Annotated in this window: 9 protein-coding genes; 6 read left to right on the top strand and 3 right to left on the bottom strand. The window is 51.5% G+C overall.

Annotated features, from left to right (window positions below; all coding sequences use genetic code 11):
* Positions 1 to 322: 322 nt before the first annotated feature.
* Genes ACIP6T_RS00340 through ACIP6T_RS00330 form a run of 3 tightly spaced genes read right to left on the bottom strand, consistent with a single transcriptional unit; the run spans position 323 to position 3,616 of the window.
* Complete coding sequence (locus tag ACIP6T_RS00340; RefSeq protein ID WP_400454736.1) at positions 323 to 1,318, bottom strand: glycosyltransferase family 2 protein; 996 nt, start codon at positions 1,316 to 1,318, stop codon at positions 323 to 325.
* Positions 1,315 to 2,622, bottom strand: coding sequence for an oligosaccharide flippase family protein (locus tag ACIP6T_RS00335; RefSeq protein ID WP_400454734.1), 1,308 nt, complete (start codon positions 2,620 to 2,622; stop codon positions 1,315 to 1,317). The genes ACIP6T_RS00340 and ACIP6T_RS00335 overlap by 4 nt, the downstream gene beginning before the upstream one ends.
* A 16-nt stretch (positions 2,623 to 2,638) precedes the next feature.
* Positions 2,639 to 3,616 (bottom strand): glycosyltransferase family 2 protein, encoded by a 978-nt coding sequence (locus ACIP6T_RS00330; protein ID WP_400454732.1) that lies wholly within the window; start codon positions 3,614 to 3,616, stop codon positions 2,639 to 2,641.
* Positions 3,617 to 4,648: 1,032 nt separating this feature from the next.
* On the opposite strand from ACIP6T_RS00330, the gene ACIP6T_RS00325 reads away from it, so the two are divergent.
* The 6 genes from ACIP6T_RS00325 (at position 4,649) to ACIP6T_RS00300 (ending at position 14,988) form a co-directional block, all read left to right on the top strand.
* Positions 4,649 to 6,301 (top strand): ATP-binding protein, encoded by a 1,653-nt coding sequence (locus ACIP6T_RS00325; protein ID WP_400454730.1) that lies wholly within the window; start codon positions 4,649 to 4,651, stop codon positions 6,299 to 6,301.
* A complete protein-coding gene (locus ACIP6T_RS00320; protein WP_400454728.1) occupies positions 6,294 to 6,995 on the top strand; it encodes a response regulator in 702 nt (233 codons plus the stop codon). The genes ACIP6T_RS00325 and ACIP6T_RS00320 overlap by 8 nt, the downstream gene beginning before the upstream one ends.
* Positions 6,996 to 7,170: 175 nt before the next feature.
* Positions 7,171 to 8,259, top strand: coding sequence for an ABC transporter substrate-binding protein (locus ACIP6T_RS00315; RefSeq protein WP_400454725.1), 1,089 nt, complete (start codon positions 7,171 to 7,173; stop codon positions 8,257 to 8,259).
* 74 nt (positions 8,260 to 8,333) lie between these two features.
* On the top strand, positions 8,334 to 10,103 hold the full coding sequence (locus ACIP6T_RS00310; protein ID WP_097094801.1) for an iron ABC transporter permease: 1,770 nt from the start codon (positions 8,334 to 8,336) through the stop codon (positions 10,101 to 10,103).
* Positions 10,096 to 11,166, top strand: coding sequence for an ABC transporter ATP-binding protein (locus ACIP6T_RS00305; RefSeq protein WP_400454722.1), 1,071 nt, complete (start codon positions 10,096 to 10,098; stop codon positions 11,164 to 11,166). The genes ACIP6T_RS00310 and ACIP6T_RS00305 overlap by 8 nt, the downstream gene beginning before the upstream one ends.
* Before the next feature lie 312 nt (positions 11,167 to 11,478).
* On the top strand, positions 11,479 to 14,988 hold the full coding sequence (locus ACIP6T_RS00300; RefSeq protein ID WP_400454720.1) for an autotransporter outer membrane beta-barrel domain-containing protein: 3,510 nt from the start codon (positions 11,479 to 11,481) through the stop codon (positions 14,986 to 14,988).
* Positions 14,989 to 15,104: the final 116 nt, after the last annotated feature.

The raw sequence follows: 15,104 nt of genomic DNA, 5'->3' as shown, positions 1-15,104 counted from the left end.
ACCGCAGTAAATGCACGAAACATGCGCGCAATCGATTGCATGGGGCGCTATTTGACATGAGACGCGGGATGAGTGCAAGAAGGAGTCACAATGAGGAAGCAGAAAGGTCTGGTAAGCGTGGAGAAAGGTTGGTCAGTTGCGTTAATCGGTCGCCATGAATGGCGACTCTACGTTTGATGAGCGGGGTTTTCGTAGGGTGCGCATTTATGCGCACCTGGATACAAGCGAAAGTGGCAACGGTGAGTTGTTGCCACTGATAGCGGTTTTCTCCCAAATGATTCACGCAGCCAACGCACCTGCAGCGTGAAGTATGAAGGGAGAATCAGAATGCGCGCATCCTGTAGAGAGCATAAAGAAAATAGTACGCTGTGAGAGTATTCAAATTCATAATCATGTACTTCAGTTTTTCATTTTTATTTAGCAGTATGAAAATACCTTTTGAGTATTTCCCCCGCTTAATTTCATTAATTTCCTGGGCAATATCCGCAGGTGAAAACGAAGAGTGATACATTGCGGTCACGATTTGCATATCTAACGCTAATACGCGTTTTGAAATGCCTTTCAGGAAATAATCGAGATCGCTGGAGTGATATTTACTGATAATAGCGTCATAAAGTGCCGTCAGAAACTGCTTTCTCACTTTCAGCTCACTGTATTGCACCTTACGCTTGGATAATGATGCCTCCACATCTTCATAGTGATAAGCCGCGCCCGGAGTCACCAGGAAATTGTTAATACAGCTAAAGAACTTCAGGTTGAACAATAAATCCTCGCTCATGGAGATGCCTTCTAAAAAGCGCAGATTCAGTTCTTCGATGATCTGACGGCGATAACATTTGTTATGCAGATAACCGATGTTATCGCTCATCTCCAGTTCACCGAGCACGTAGGGAATATCCTCATTACTGAAGAAGCCCGCCTGCGATACCTTCCCCACGCGGTTATCATTGAGGTTTCCTACCATCAAATCGACAGTTTCAGCTGGCCAGGCATCAAGATTCTGTTTGAAGATCATTAGGAAGTTATCATCCACCCAATCATCCGCATCGAGAAAGAGTACATATTCACCACGCGCCTGTTGCATTCCGCTATTGCGCGCCGCGCTAACACCGCCATTAATCTGGTGAATAACGGTGACTTGCGAATAAGCGCTAAACTCCTCCAGTATTTTCGGGGTTGTATCGCTGCTGCCATCATTAACGACAATAACCTCATAATTCCTGAACGTCTGTTTAAGTACGCTCAGCAAAGTACGCTTAATGGTTTTTTGTGAGTTATAGACGGGAATGATAAGACTAAATAGGGGTTTTTCATTCATGATAAACTCTCTTTACTGTCTGAGGTTTTGATATTGCTAAATAACAGCCATAGTTTCCTGGGGTTGATAAACACTTGATGAATACGCATAACTGGCTGAGCAGGGAAAAAGTAATTAAGTAGCGAGAAGGAGAGGAACTCGGTTAATACCACGCTCATTGCCGCGCCGTTTAAACCAAAATACGGTACCAATAACAGTGATGACGCCACGCAGATGACTAACACGACGAAGGTTTTCTTCACCAAATAACGATAACCGTTGTACTTAATAATAAAGCGATCCATGACGCTACTAAGCACCGCGCACATCGCCCCTACGCTGAGTAATAACGTTGGCGCTACCGCATCGAGATACTCGGCACCGTAAAAGTCGCGGATGAACCATCCGGACAGCAACCAAATAGCCAGAATCACCATTGATGAGACGCCAATCACCAGCAGATGTAATTTCTGCGCCTTGATAATCGACTGCTCATCATCACGTTCGGCAAAGAACGCCGGGAAAAATGAAGCCAGCAAGGCATTGGGTAAAAATACCCACGCGGTGGCTAACGTCAGCGCCACCGAGAAAATGCCCGCCTCTTTAACGCCAAGGAAATAGGAGACGCTGATTTGGTTAACACGCGTATAGATCGCGACAGCAATCACGGAAAACACCAGGGAAATACCCGAGGCCACCATATAGCGTGAATACTTTTTCATCTGACGAATGGCCGGAATAGGCACCTGACGATGATATTTAAGAAAGATGGCGAGCTTAATGACGAACGGAATAAAGGTGGCCAGCACGATAGGAATAGCCAATAACCTGGCGTCCAGTTCAAACCAGGAAATAAAGAAGCGCACGGTTAAACTGATTGCCAACCCCGCCAGGTTGGCGATGACATTCAGGCGGGCATTAAGCATCGCCTCATTGTAGATATTCACCAAATCGAGTGACGAGAAGAGACAGGCAATGGCCGCCGCACAAATAAATACCAGCGCCTCACTACTCCACTCCTCGCCCATAATCAGCATACCCGTTGCTGCCAGCACGCAGTAAATCACCAACACCAGCAGGAACGTGGCCATCATTAAGCGCATACCGGAGTGCCGGTTTTGCGATATACGTTTCAGCAGAATGACATCGCTGCCCATCAGCGCGATGCTTTGAATGAACTGAAAGACCAGCATCGAGATCGAGATAATGCCGAAGGTGGTGGGACCTACATATTTCGCCACATAGGAAGTGACAAATATCAGACCGAACACCGCAATCAGCTTTTCAGCGATCATCCACATGGAGTTTTTTAATTTATCTTTCACAACTCAACCTCAGCGTTTATTTCTGTGCCAGCCGGCGCAGACGCGATACCAGTCGTGGACTGACGAAAAACAGCGCAAAGTACAGACTCCACGGATTGAGCATCAATCCTGATGTGAAATAAGACTTAAAGCTGCGGCGGTAGAGTGAGATATATTCATCAACAAAGGCGCGACTAAATCCGTCGCTGTACAACGCTTTATAGATATAAGATGAAGTGACTTTTAAATAGAGATGGTAATAACAACGGCTGTGCTGTGCAGATAAAAACGCCTGCATACCATTAAAGGAGCGCGCAAAGGAGAAGTGCTTTTCCCGCAGTGCCGAGCGCGTCGCGGAGTTATCCGATACCACATAGTGATAAACCACCCGTTGCGTAAATATCACCTGGCGATCCTGTTGCAGATGCAGGTAATTAATCACAAACAGCAGATCTTCAAAGTTATAAATTTCTTCATTAAAGCTAAGCTGATGCTGACGAATCACATCGCCGCGAAACACCTTATCGCAGATGCCGTGACGGGGATTGAAATAGAGCAAATCGTTGATAGCCGCAGACGAAGCCAGCTGGCGCGTATCGGTGGCGTTGGCCGGGAAATCAAGGGGCTGCCCCTGCGGCGTGAAGTGCTGCGACTCCCCCACCACCAGCGCGACCGGGTTTTGCATCAGGTGCACATAGGTGGCAAACGCGCTGGGCGGCAGAAAATCATCCGCATCTAAAAAGCACAGCAGTTTGCCGCGCGAGGCGCGAATGCCCTGATTGCGTGCCGAAGAGACGCCGCCGTTGGCTTTATCGATAATGTGAAAATGCGGGTAATGGGCGTAATGCTGTAATATCGCGAGCGAGTTATCGCTGGAACCGTCATTAATGAAGATGGCTTCAAAACGGGTTTCATCCTGCTTTAGCAGGCTATCAATGCATCGCTCCAGATACGCTGCGGCGTTATACACCGGCACAATGACGCTGAGTAAAACGTCGTTAACGGGATTTTGCATATGACCTCTGGACTCTGTCGACTTTAAAATTGCGGGCGGATAAAAACATCGGTGAACGCAATGGTGATTAATCGATAACTATCACTACACGTTGCTTTCGCCCTGCTTAACATTTATGGGATAGGTATTTCAGAGTTTCCTCAGGCTAATTAAAAAAGCCGGGAAATGCTGGCTATAAAAAAAAGCGTAATAAGATAATCGCCATATAAACTGAGCAATCTCATTCTGTTTTCAGCTGCTAAAATAGGCAGGCTACCGCCCCAGGCTTACAGCTACCCGTGTACTGAAAACAGTTAACTCTCTTTTTTGGCGTAAAGAAGCTGCGCTGCACTCACAGGAGTTCAGTTGTTTTTCAGCAAGTTACGCTTTCATGCGGCGATTTTTGCATTACGCAGATACCGCATTCATCAATGTGTACTTAAATTAAATTTTTATCTTTCCTGTAATGAGAATAAAAAACGCTGGCGCTTTATTGCACCCATTACGTAACGCAAGACATGTCGATCGGCAGTGAAAAGACGCAGCAAAAAACGGGCCTTTTCAACCCACGTGACGACATTAACGATATTTGCTGTATGCCCTGCACTTTTATTACCTCGGTGCGTCTTTCGCTAGCCGATAAGTGCAAGTGGCGTTAATCCAGTGCGGCTCTCGCAGCCGCACTGCAACGGGCATAAGGCCCAAAATTTGCGATCTGGTTCAAAACTTATAGCGGCATTCTCACCAGTAGTGGTTATAAGGTCAATGGCTTCCAGACCAAAACGGAATTTACTCAGGGGCAGCGTTGATAAATTTTAAGCCTATAGATTAGCCGTGATGAATGAATATTTACGCCATTGATTAGCGCCAGCGACTCGATAGGCCAGGAATAAGAGGGGGAAGCCCGATCTCAACGTACCAGCACAAACCACCCCTTACGTCGCGAGGAGATTGTAGCCAGCTCACAACTCTGGCGTTAGTCGATCACCGCCTGCATTTTCGCGTGCTAGTCTGCCTGGATGCCACTCTCCAGTTTTCCTTACTGCAGGCCGTATGAAACGCAGACTCCCTTTTCAGGTAAAACTCTTTCTCTCTCTGGTGCTTTTTTCCTGCCAGCTGCTGGCTTTGCTGGGCACAATTCTGTTTCATTTTATCGACAGGCAGTTGCATCACGATCTTGGGCAGCGCGCACGCGTGCAGGCCAGCGAAATTGCGCTGATGCCGGGCCTGGCGGATAAGGTGGCGCGTCGGGATATCGCGGGCATTGCCGCGTTGATTCAGCCGCTGCGCGACCAAAGTGATGCCAGTTACATCGTGATAGGTGACGTGCGTGAACAACATCTTTACCACTCGGAATCGCCCGAGCGCCTTAATCTGCCCTTGATTGGCGGCGACAATGCCGAGGTGCTGCAAGGCAAAACCATCATTTCCGTACGCAAAGGTGGCATCGGCGTTTCCCTGCGCAGCAAAGCCCCCATTTTTGATGCGCAGCATCAGGTGATTGGCATTGTCTCGGTGGGTTATCTCACGTCCTATATTGCCAATATCAATGCCAGCCTGCTGTGGCAAGCCAGCCTCTACGGTGTGGCCCTGCTGCTGCTGCTGTTTATTTTTTCATGGGTGTTTAGTCGCAACCTGAAAAAACAGATGTTCTGGCTTGAGCCAAAAGATATTGCGCTACTGGTGCTGCAGCAAAAAGCGTTGCTGGAGGCGATGTATGAAGGCGTGTTTGCCGTGAATGCAGAAAAACAGCTGATTTTGATCAATCGTGCCGCCCGGGAATTACTGGATTTGCAGCAGAGTGAAAAAGAGCTGCTGGGGAAACCGCTTGATGCGGTGTTGCAGATACACCCCGCGTTTCTCAGCCAACGTGACGTACATGAGCCAAATCGTCATCATGACCAGATTACCGTACTGAATCAGCGCCAGGTGATCGTTAATCGGGTCGCGATTGAGCTGGAGCCCGGCGAGCCCAGCGGCTGGGTATGCAGCTTCCGCGATAAAAATGACATCAATACGCTGAGCAGCCAACTAAGCCAGGTGAAGCGCTACGCGGATAATTTACGCATCATGCGCCATGAACAGCTGAACTGGACGGCGACGCTGGTCGGCCTGCTACAAATGCAGCGTTATGACGATGCCATGCGCTATATCCATGCGCAATCTGCGGGCGCGCAGCAGGTCCTGGATTTTGTCTCGGCACGCTTTACTTCGCCCGCGCTCTGCGGACTGCTGCTGGGGAAATATGTTAGTGCCAGAGAGAAAGGCGTCGAGCTGAAATTCGATCCGGCCTGCCAGCTTACGCGTCTTCCCGCCGCGCTGAGTGAAACGGCGCTCATGTCCGTGGTGGGAAATGTGCTGGATAACGCCGTGGATGCCACGCTGAACGTTAGGCCACCGGCCAACCCTATCGAGCTCTATATTTCAGACAGAAATCACGAGCTGTTAATTGAAGTCGCCGACCAGGGCTGCGGCGTCGATGAGGCGATAAAACCGCATCTGTTTGAGCAAGGCGTGACCAGCAAACCCACCAGCGGCGACGATATGCTGGGTTCCGAACACGGCATCGGCCTCTACCTGGCGGCGGGTTATGTTCATCAGGCGGGCGGCAGCATTGAGATCAGCGAAAACGCGCCACAGGGCACCATTTTCTCCATTTTCATTCCGTTCCAGCCCGAGGTTTCAACAGGACTATCCCATGAATAACGCCAAAGCACTTGATGTCGTCATTGTGGAAGATGAACCCCATCTGGCCGATTTGCATCGCGAATTTATCGAGCAACATTTTCATCTGCGCGTGGTAGGCATTGCTGCCACGCTGCAGCAGGCGCGAGATCTTATTCGCGTGCATCAGCCGCGCCTGGTGCTACTCGATAATTACTTGCCGGATGGCCAGGGCGTCACGCTGATTGACGATCCTCTCCTGAAGCAATTTGAGTGCTCAGTGATTTTCATCACGGCCGCCAGCGATATGCAAACCTGCAGCCACGCGATGCGCAGCGGCGCTTTCGATTACCTGCTAAAACCGGTGTTTTTTCATCGCCTGCGCGCCTCGCTGGAACGCTTTATGCTGTTGGTCCAGACGATGCGCCAGATGACGAATGTTGATCAGCACGCGCTGGATAAGCTGTTCAATTTGCCCACCAGCGATGTGCCCGCTGCCCCCTCGACGAAGGGGATAGAAACCATCACGCTGGAACGGGTTAAGCACTTTTTTAGCGCTGCGCCCGCCGCCAGCTGGTCGGTGGAGCAAGTGGTGGAGAGCGTGGGAATCAGCAAAACCACTGGACGCCGTTACCTGGAATATTGTGTCGAAATCGGCTTTATTGGCGTGGAGATGCAGTATGGCAATATCGGCCATCCGCGTCGGCTCTACCGTAAAATCACGCAGGCGGAATAGTGTGACCGAGCGCAAATGCCAGGCCGCCGTGTGCGTGGTTTTAATGGTGTTAATTGGCTAAACAGCGCCAACAATCACACTTCGTGAAGATAACGATCTGTCACCTCTTGTCTGACAAAATCGATCGGCTATGTTGACCTTTAGTTCCTCAAATGTAACTAAAAGGTTAATTATAATGTCGAACACTTTCCATCTCTCTCTGGTTGCTACTACTGTCCTGCTCGCCTCTTCTGCCTTCGCCGCCCCGCCGCAGGGCTATCCGGCCAACTATCAAAGCGTGATAGATGCCGCGACAAAAGAGGGCAAAGTGGTGGTTTACTCCACCACCGACACCAAAGCGGCCGGTCCGCTTATTCAGGGCTTTGAATCCACTTATCCGGGTATCAAAGTGGAATATAACGATATGAACAGCACCGAGCTGTATAACCGCTTTATCAGCGAGCAGGCTTCAGGCGGCAGCAGCGGCGATGTGGTCTGGAGCTCCTCAATGGACACCGGCCTGAAGCTGGCGACCGACTATGCGCAGGAGTATCAATCGCCAGAGTTGAGCCAGATCCCTAAGTGGGCGGTGTGGAATAATAAGGCCTACGGCACCACCTACGAACCGGTGGTTTTCATTTACAACAAACGCCTGATTCCCGCCGCTGACGTGCCTGATTCACACACTGCGCTGGCCAAGCTTATTGCCAGCCAGACGGACAAATTCAAGAGTAAAGTCACCACCTACGATATTGAAAAATCGGGCCTTGGCTTCATGCTTTCGGTGCAGGATGACAAAGCCGATCCTCACTATTTCACCACCCTGGCTGACGTCGCCAAAGGTGGGTTAGCCGTACAATCCTCTACCGGCACCATGATGGAAAGGGTGTCATCCGGCGAAAACCTGATCGGTTTCAACATCCTCGGTTCCTACGCGGAAGCCCGCGCCAAAACCGATCCTTCACTGGGTATTTCCTATCCGAAGGATTACACCCTGGTCCTGTCTCGCGTCTCCTTTATCAGCCAGCAGGCGCACAACAGCAATGCGGCCAAACTCTGGCTAGATTATGTGTTGTCGGAGAAAGGACAAAGCATTCTGGCCAATCAGGCCGATATCCCTTCCCTGCGTAACGATATCGAAGGCAAAAACGATATTGATGGCATGACCAAAATGTTAGGCAAAGCGCTGAAACCGATCCCGGTTGACGAGAGCCTGCTGGAATATCTGCAGCCGAAAAAACGTCTCGATTACATCAAACAGTGGCGCACGGCCGCCGGTAAATAACGGCAGTAAGCAAGCGCGGCGGCTGCGTCGCGCTTCTCTTTCTCTTATCTGATTTCGCCATTCAGGGTCTCATTATGAGTACATTGCGCAGAAAGTGGCAAAGCTTGCCGCGCGGCGTCGTGGTGCTGATAACCGCGCTGGTTATCTATGTGCCGCTGTCGTTCATCGTGATACAAAGTTTTCTCTCCGCCCCGTTCTTCTCTCCGTCGAAAGCGTGGAGCCTGGAAGCATTCGAATTTATTTTTACCGATCCCGATTTCTACAAGGCATTGCGAAGCGGATTTATTCTGGCCTTCGGCCTGGTGATCATCGCCATCCCGCTGGGCGGCATTTTGGCGTTCTTAATGGTGCGCACCGATCTCCCCGGCAGACGCATTATTGAGCCACTGATCCTCGTACCGATTTTTGTCTCGCCGATGGTGCTGGGCTTTGGTTATGTGGTGGCGGCCGGGCCGGTGGGATTCTTCTCGCTGTGGGCGCAGTCGCTGCTGGGATTTGTGCCGTGGAATATCTACGACATGTCGAGCATCGTGGTGATTGCCGGGTTAACCCACGTGCCCCACGCCTATCTTTACATCTCATCAGCCCTGCGCAGCGTGGGGTCGGATGTGGAAGAAGCCGCACGTATCGCCGGTGCCTCGCCGTTGCAGGTGATGACGGCCGTGAGCCTGCCGATGGTACGTCCGTCAATCCTGTATGCCATTGTGCTGCTGTTTTTCCTCGGGCTGGAAGTGTTCGGCCTGATGCTAGTGCTAGGCGATCCTGAAGGCAACATGGTGCTGGCAACCTATCTCTACCAGCTCACTAATAAACTCGGCACACCGTCCTACCACCTGATGGCCGCAGTGGCCGTGGTGCTGATTTGTATCACGGTGCCGCTGGTGATGCTGCAACGCCGCCTGATGCGCACCGCCAACCGCTTTGTCACCGTCAAAGGGAAAGCGTCGCAGGCGCGCGCCCTGCCGCTGGGCAAATGGCGCTGGGTGGCCGGTGCGGTGGTCGCCTTCTGGCTGACCGTAACCATTGGTGTTCCGCTGCTCGGCGTGGTGCTGCGCGCCTTTATCTCCAACTGGGGCGTTGGCGTCTCGCTGTGGGATGAGCTGTCGATCAAAACGTTCCAGACCATCTGGGCGCAGCCCAACCTGCTGCGCGCCATCGTCAACTCCATGGCGATCGGCGTCATTGGCGGTGCCGTGGCGGTAGGCTGTTATCTGTTTATCGGCATCGCTATGCACCGCAAACCGGACAACACCACGCGCTTCCTTGACTACAGCGTGCTGGTGCCGCGCGCGGTGCCGGGATTGCTGGCGGGCCTGGCGTTTCTCTGGGTATTCCTGTTCCTGCCAATGTGGCTGGACAACGCGCTGAAATCAGGCTGGCTTTCCGATTTTGCCTGGTCGCAGTGGCTGCGCGATAACCTGGTGGTCTGGCTGCGATCGCTGCGCAGCACCATCTTCAGCGTCTGGCTAGCCTACACAGTGGTGTGGATGGCGTACGGCCTGCGCTTGATCTCTTCCACCCTGCTTCAGGTGGGTCCGGAACTGGAAGAGGCGGCACGCAGCACCGGCGCCACGCGCGGACAGATTACGCGTCACGTGACCATTCCATTATCCCGCTACGGCCTGATTGGCTCCTGGCTGCTGATGTTCCTGATATTCGAACGCGAATACTCAACGGGCGTTTATCTGCTTTCGCCGGGTACAGAAACCATCGGCTCAATGCTGGTTTCTCTGTGGGCGGCAGGCGCGATTGATATCGTCGCCGCACTCTCCTTTATTAATATCCTGCTGGTGGTCGTCGGCTTGGGTATCGCTTTACGCTTTGGAGTGAAATTACATGATTGAATTATCGGTCGAGAACCTGCACTTAACCTACGGCGACAACCCGGTGCTGAAAGGCGTTTCAATGAACCTGCAGCGTGGTGAAGTGGTGTCCCTGCTGGGCCCCTCCGGCAGCGGTAAAACCACGCTGCTGCGCGCGGTCGCCGGGCTGGAGAAGCCGACTCAGGGCACGATTATCATCGGCAAAAACCAGGTTTACGCCGGCACGCCGCGCAGCGAGATCCCCGCGGAGGAACGTAATCTGGGATTAGTGTTCCAGTCTTACGCGCTGTGGCCACACAAAACGGTGTTTGAGAACGTCGCCTACCCTTTGAAACTGCGCAAAGTGGCCTCCGCTGAAATCACCCAGCGGGTGAATGATGTTCTCTCGCAGCTTGGCCTTGGCCATTTGGGCAAACGCCATCCGCATCAGCTTTCCGGTGGGCAGCAGCAGCGCGTGGCGATTGGTCGCGCGCTGGTTTACAACCCGCCGGTGATCCTGCTGGATGAGCCGCTTTCAAACCTGGATGCCAAATTGCGTGAAGAGGCGCGCGTGTTCCTGCGCGAGCTGATCATCAAGCTGGGCTTGTCGGCGTTGATGGTGACGCACGATCAAAATGAGGCGATGGCGATTTCCGACCGTATTTTGTTGCTGAATAACGGCAAGATCGAGCAACAGGGTACGCCGCAGGAGATGTACGGCTCGCCGAAAACCCTGTTTACCGCCGAGTTTATGGGCAGCAATAACCGGCTGCACGGCAAAATCACCGAGCTGCGTGACGGCAAAGCGCGGATCGAGGGGAAAGGCTGGGCGTTATGGGGGCTAGCGGGTGAAGGTGTGCAACAGGGGCAGGACGCCACGGCGGTGATTCGCGTGGAGCGCGTGAGGTTGGTTGATGGCCCTGGCGAAAACCAGCTGGAACTGCCGCTGCTCACCAGCATGTATCTCGGCGACCGCTGGGAATATCTGTTCCGCACCGTCGGCGACGATTTTGTGATTCGCGCCTACGGCAACGAGGTGCGCGATCCGCAGCACTGCCATCTGGCGCTGCCGGAAAACCATGTATGGATTTTCCCGAAAGGGTGAGGTGTTTGGGAGCGGTTTTTGCCGCTCCCTGCTGGGTAGGCTCTCAATACTTCCTGATTCTCCATCCCGATAAAAAAATTAGCCAAACCATCACGGCAACAAAAACAATAAAATCAAGCGCCCTTTTCACCCATAAGTAATAACTATCGTTAATGGAATAATTCAAGACCAGTCTCAATTATATTTTCTGTGTAATTCAAATATCATCCTTCCCGCAAAGCATCGACTTACCCATATTAATCTCAACCACCAACCAACCCATTCAGCGCACGAAATTATTTTTCGCGCGTAATTTGCTTGCGGGAATAAAAAATGAACAAAAATTATCGCGTCATCTGGAATCATAGCCAGGGTAATTATGTTGTAACCTCAGAACTTGCGCGCGGAAAAGTTAAATCATCCTCCTCAACATCTGTCATTCAGGTTATTCGCCGCGGAGCACTGGGTGCCTTAATTACGGCAGCAGCAGGACTCTTTATTCAACCCGCATTCGCCGCTCCCGCCTACGGAGAATACGCATCCGGCCAGGGAAACATCCTCGATATTAAAGATAAAGATGTCAATACCACTGGCGCGGATGCTCATGGTTTATTCGTTGAAAAAAACGCCACTGCTTATAGTAGCAATGTGAATTTTAACACTTCCGGTAGTGGTGCTTACGCCGTTTATGTTACTGGCGCAGGCTCAAATATTAATGTATCCGGAGGAAGCGTTACCACCACAGGCGCAGCCGGACATGGGTTAGTTGCGGGTAAAAGCGGTAACCTGACGGCCAGCGATATCACTATCAATAGTTCGGGTAAAGGGGTGTACGCGAACGCAGCAACGATTAAAGCTAAAAATCTGAATGTGAACGCCGCTGGATTTGGCGTACATGGTTTAGGTAAAGGTGCACTCGTGGACATCGCAGACAGCACGGTTAACGTGGCGGGAAATGGTGCGTATGCCGTTGCAGCAGAGACCAGCGGAAAAGTCTCCAGCACTAACGTTGACTACATCACCAGCGGTGAAAAATCATATGGTGGCTGGGTGGGCGGTGGTTCACAGCTGGATATCACTGGCGGTTCGATTACCGCCACCGGTGCGGGAAGCTACGGTATTTATACTAAAGGTAGCGGTATTCTTCATGCCGATGGCGTAACGGTAAACTCCGCACGCTGGGGGGTTTACAGTGAAAACTCGGCTGTAACGCTCAAGAATATGCATATTACTTCAGGCTCTTCAGGTATCTATGCCACGGGAAGCAACGCGATATTCAATATTGAACATACCGATATATTAAGTACGAACAATGGCGCAGAAGCCGTTTCCTTTAAAAAAGGTGCCAGCGGAATATTGAATCATGTCAATGTTGAAACGACCGGTGATAAAGCCTACGCCATTCATGCCAGTGGCCAAGGTTCCACACTGACTATCAGCGATACGCACGTAACAACCCATGGTGCGGCAAGTTACGGTATTGCTGCACTCGATAACGCACAACTATTTATTAAGGATGTTCAAGTTGCTTCAACGGGTTATGGTCTCTACGCAAATTCATCAACTGTTGACGTCAGTAATGTAAATATTGATGCGAAGTCATCCGGCATTTACGGAACTGGAAGTGGCACCTCAATTAAAATTGACAATAGTACGATTTCTGGCAGCCAATATGGTGGAGGTGCAGTTTATGTTTCAGGAAAAGATGTTTCTGCAACGGTTAGCAATAGTAAGCTAATATCATCCGGTGCTAATTCCGGTGGACTTGCCTCACAGTACTCAAGTGCCATTGATGCTAATGATGTTGATATTGAAATCACCCATGGCGGCAACGGGACCTTATCAACCTTTAATTCCACATTAAATGTCTCAAATTCAACAATAACCAGTTTAAGCGGTGGCACAGCGTTTTCTGCACAAAACGGTTCATCTCTTACCGCTGACAACATGCTGGTGAACATGAATAACAGCAATAATTCTGGTATAAAAACTATTGCGATCCATACCGGCAATCCTTATTTAAGCTCTAACAATCCTACAATAAGCATTAATAACTCCATTTTAAACGTTGAAGGTGATAATGCGATTGGTATCCAAACCCATCATGCTGAAAGCGATATTAATCTGAATAATACGTCGCTGACCGTTGAAAATGGACCCGCCGTGCTTGCCTACGATGCAGCGTTAACCACTATCAACCTGGATCATAGCGTATTGTCCGGCAGTACATTGCTGGAAGCGGGTAAGCTGGCATCCGGCGAAGATGCGGGTGCCGATGTCAGAGGCATCACGCTGAACGCCAGCAATCATTCTCTGCTGCAGGGCGATATCAATATTGAACGCAGCAAAACGTTAAATAGCACTCTCTCTTTGAACGCCGGTTCGACCTGGCGCGGCGCGGCTCATGACCTGCAAAACCTGACGCTGGGCGACAACAGTAGCTGGAATATTACCGGCGACTCGACGGTTGACAACCTGACAGCAAAAGACAGCACCATCAGTTTTGATCACAGCGACGGAAGCTTTAAAAACCTGACCGTTAACGGCAATTACCACGCTGACAACGCTAAGCTGGTAATGAACCTGGCGCTGGGCGATGACAACTCCGCAACGGACCACCTGCATATCACTGGCGACAGCAGCGGCACCACCAAAGTTCAGGTGCATAATGCTGGCGGCAAAGGTGATGCCACGCTGCAAGGCATTGAGCTTATCAAGGTTGACGGCAACGCAGCGGGCAAATTTGAACAGGATGGCCGCATTGTTGGCGGCGCGTGGGATTACGATCTGGTGCAAGGCGATAACGGCAAATGGCAGCTGACGAGCTGGTCGCCGGTTGATCCCACCACGCCGGTTGATCCCACAATACCTGTTGATCCAGGAATCACACCGCCTGAGCATGCACCGCGCGCACGTCCTGAAGTTGGCAGCTATATCGCCAATCTGGCAGCGGCTAACAATCTGTTTACGCTGAGTGCCGCAGATCGGTCCGGTATCACCGAATATCGAGACCCGATGACCGGCAAAGTGGAAAAAACTACGCTGTGGCTGCGCAATAAAGCGTCGCACAATCGCTTTGACGACAGCACCGGCCAGCTGAAGAGCACCACCAATATCGCTATGACACAGCTGGGCGGTGACGTGGCGCAGTGGAGTCTAAACGGCAGTGACCGTTTCAGCCTTGGCGTGATGGCCGGCTACGGTAATGCGAAAAGCCATACCAAATCTACCATCACCGGCTACACCGCCAGGGGCCAGATTAATGGTTACAGCGGTGGTGTTTACGCAAACTGGCAGCAGGACAGCGTGTCAAAAACCGGTGCCTATGCCGACAGCTGGCTGGCTTACAGCACATTCAACAACAGCGTGAAAGGTGACGGTATCGGTCAGGAGAGCTATAAGTCGCACGGCCTCAGCGCATCACTGGAAGGTGGCTATACCTTTGCGTTCGGTGAGCAGCAGCAATATCGCCTGCAGCCAAAAGCACAGGCAGTATGGATGGGTGTGAAACCGGGTGATTACACCGAACAAAACGGGACGCACGTCAGCGCCACCGGCAATAATAATGTGCAAACCCGCGCTGGCGTGCGTGCTGCGATGAAAAGCGCTATCGTTGAGCCCTATGCGGAAGTGAACTGGCTGCACAACACGCAGCGCTACGGTAGCCAGCTGGACGGCGTGAAGATCGAGCAGGCCGGCGCGCGCAATATCGGTGAAGTGAAGCTCGGCATGGAGGCTAAAGTGCTCGATCGCGTGGGTGTCTGGGGCGGCGTGGCACAACAGGTTGGCGGTAAAGGCTTTAGTGAATCTAGCGCCTCTCTGGGCGTCAACGTCAGTTTTTAATCGCGCAATCAGCCTGTCTTAATCAGAGCATCGCTGGAAACAGCGGTGCTTTTTTTATGGCCTGGATTCTTCCCCCACAAACAAAAAAAGGCGAGGCCAAAGGCCTCGCCAAACAG

This window comes from Pantoea sp. NPDC088449, from assembly GCF_044753225.1.
Lineage (GTDB): Bacteria > Pseudomonadota > Gammaproteobacteria > Enterobacterales > Enterobacteriaceae > Pantoea > Pantoea floridensis.
Note: the sequence above shows the minus strand (reverse complement) of the source record. Positions and strands in the feature narration are given on the sequence as shown.

Bases quoted from the DNA above. Each gene is read 5' to 3' on its own strand.
- ACIP6T_RS00340 (WP_400454736.1), bottom strand. From the start codon at position 1,318: ATGAATGAAAAACCCCTATTTAGTCTTATCATTCCCGTCTATAACTCA.
- ACIP6T_RS00330 (WP_400454732.1), bottom strand. From the start codon at position 3,616: ATGCAAAATCCCGTTAACGACGTTTTACTCAGCGTCATTGTGCCGGTG.
- ACIP6T_RS00325 (WP_400454730.1), top strand. From the start codon at position 4,649: ATGAAACGCAGACTCCCTTTTCAGGTAAAACTCTTTCTCTCTCTGGTG.
- ACIP6T_RS00320 (WP_400454728.1), top strand. From the start codon at position 6,294: ATGAATAACGCCAAAGCACTTGATGTCGTCATTGTGGAAGATGAACCC.
- ACIP6T_RS00315 (WP_400454725.1), top strand. From the start codon at position 7,171: ATGTCGAACACTTTCCATCTCTCTCTGGTTGCTACTACTGTCCTGCTC.
- ACIP6T_RS00310 (WP_097094801.1), top strand. From the start codon at position 8,334: ATGAGTACATTGCGCAGAAAGTGGCAAAGCTTGCCGCGCGGCGTCGTG.
- ACIP6T_RS00305 (WP_400454722.1), top strand. From the start codon at position 10,096: ATGATTGAATTATCGGTCGAGAACCTGCACTTAACCTACGGCGACAAC.
- ACIP6T_RS00300 (WP_400454720.1), top strand. From the start codon at position 11,479: ATGAACAAAAATTATCGCGTCATCTGGAATCATAGCCAGGGTAATTAT.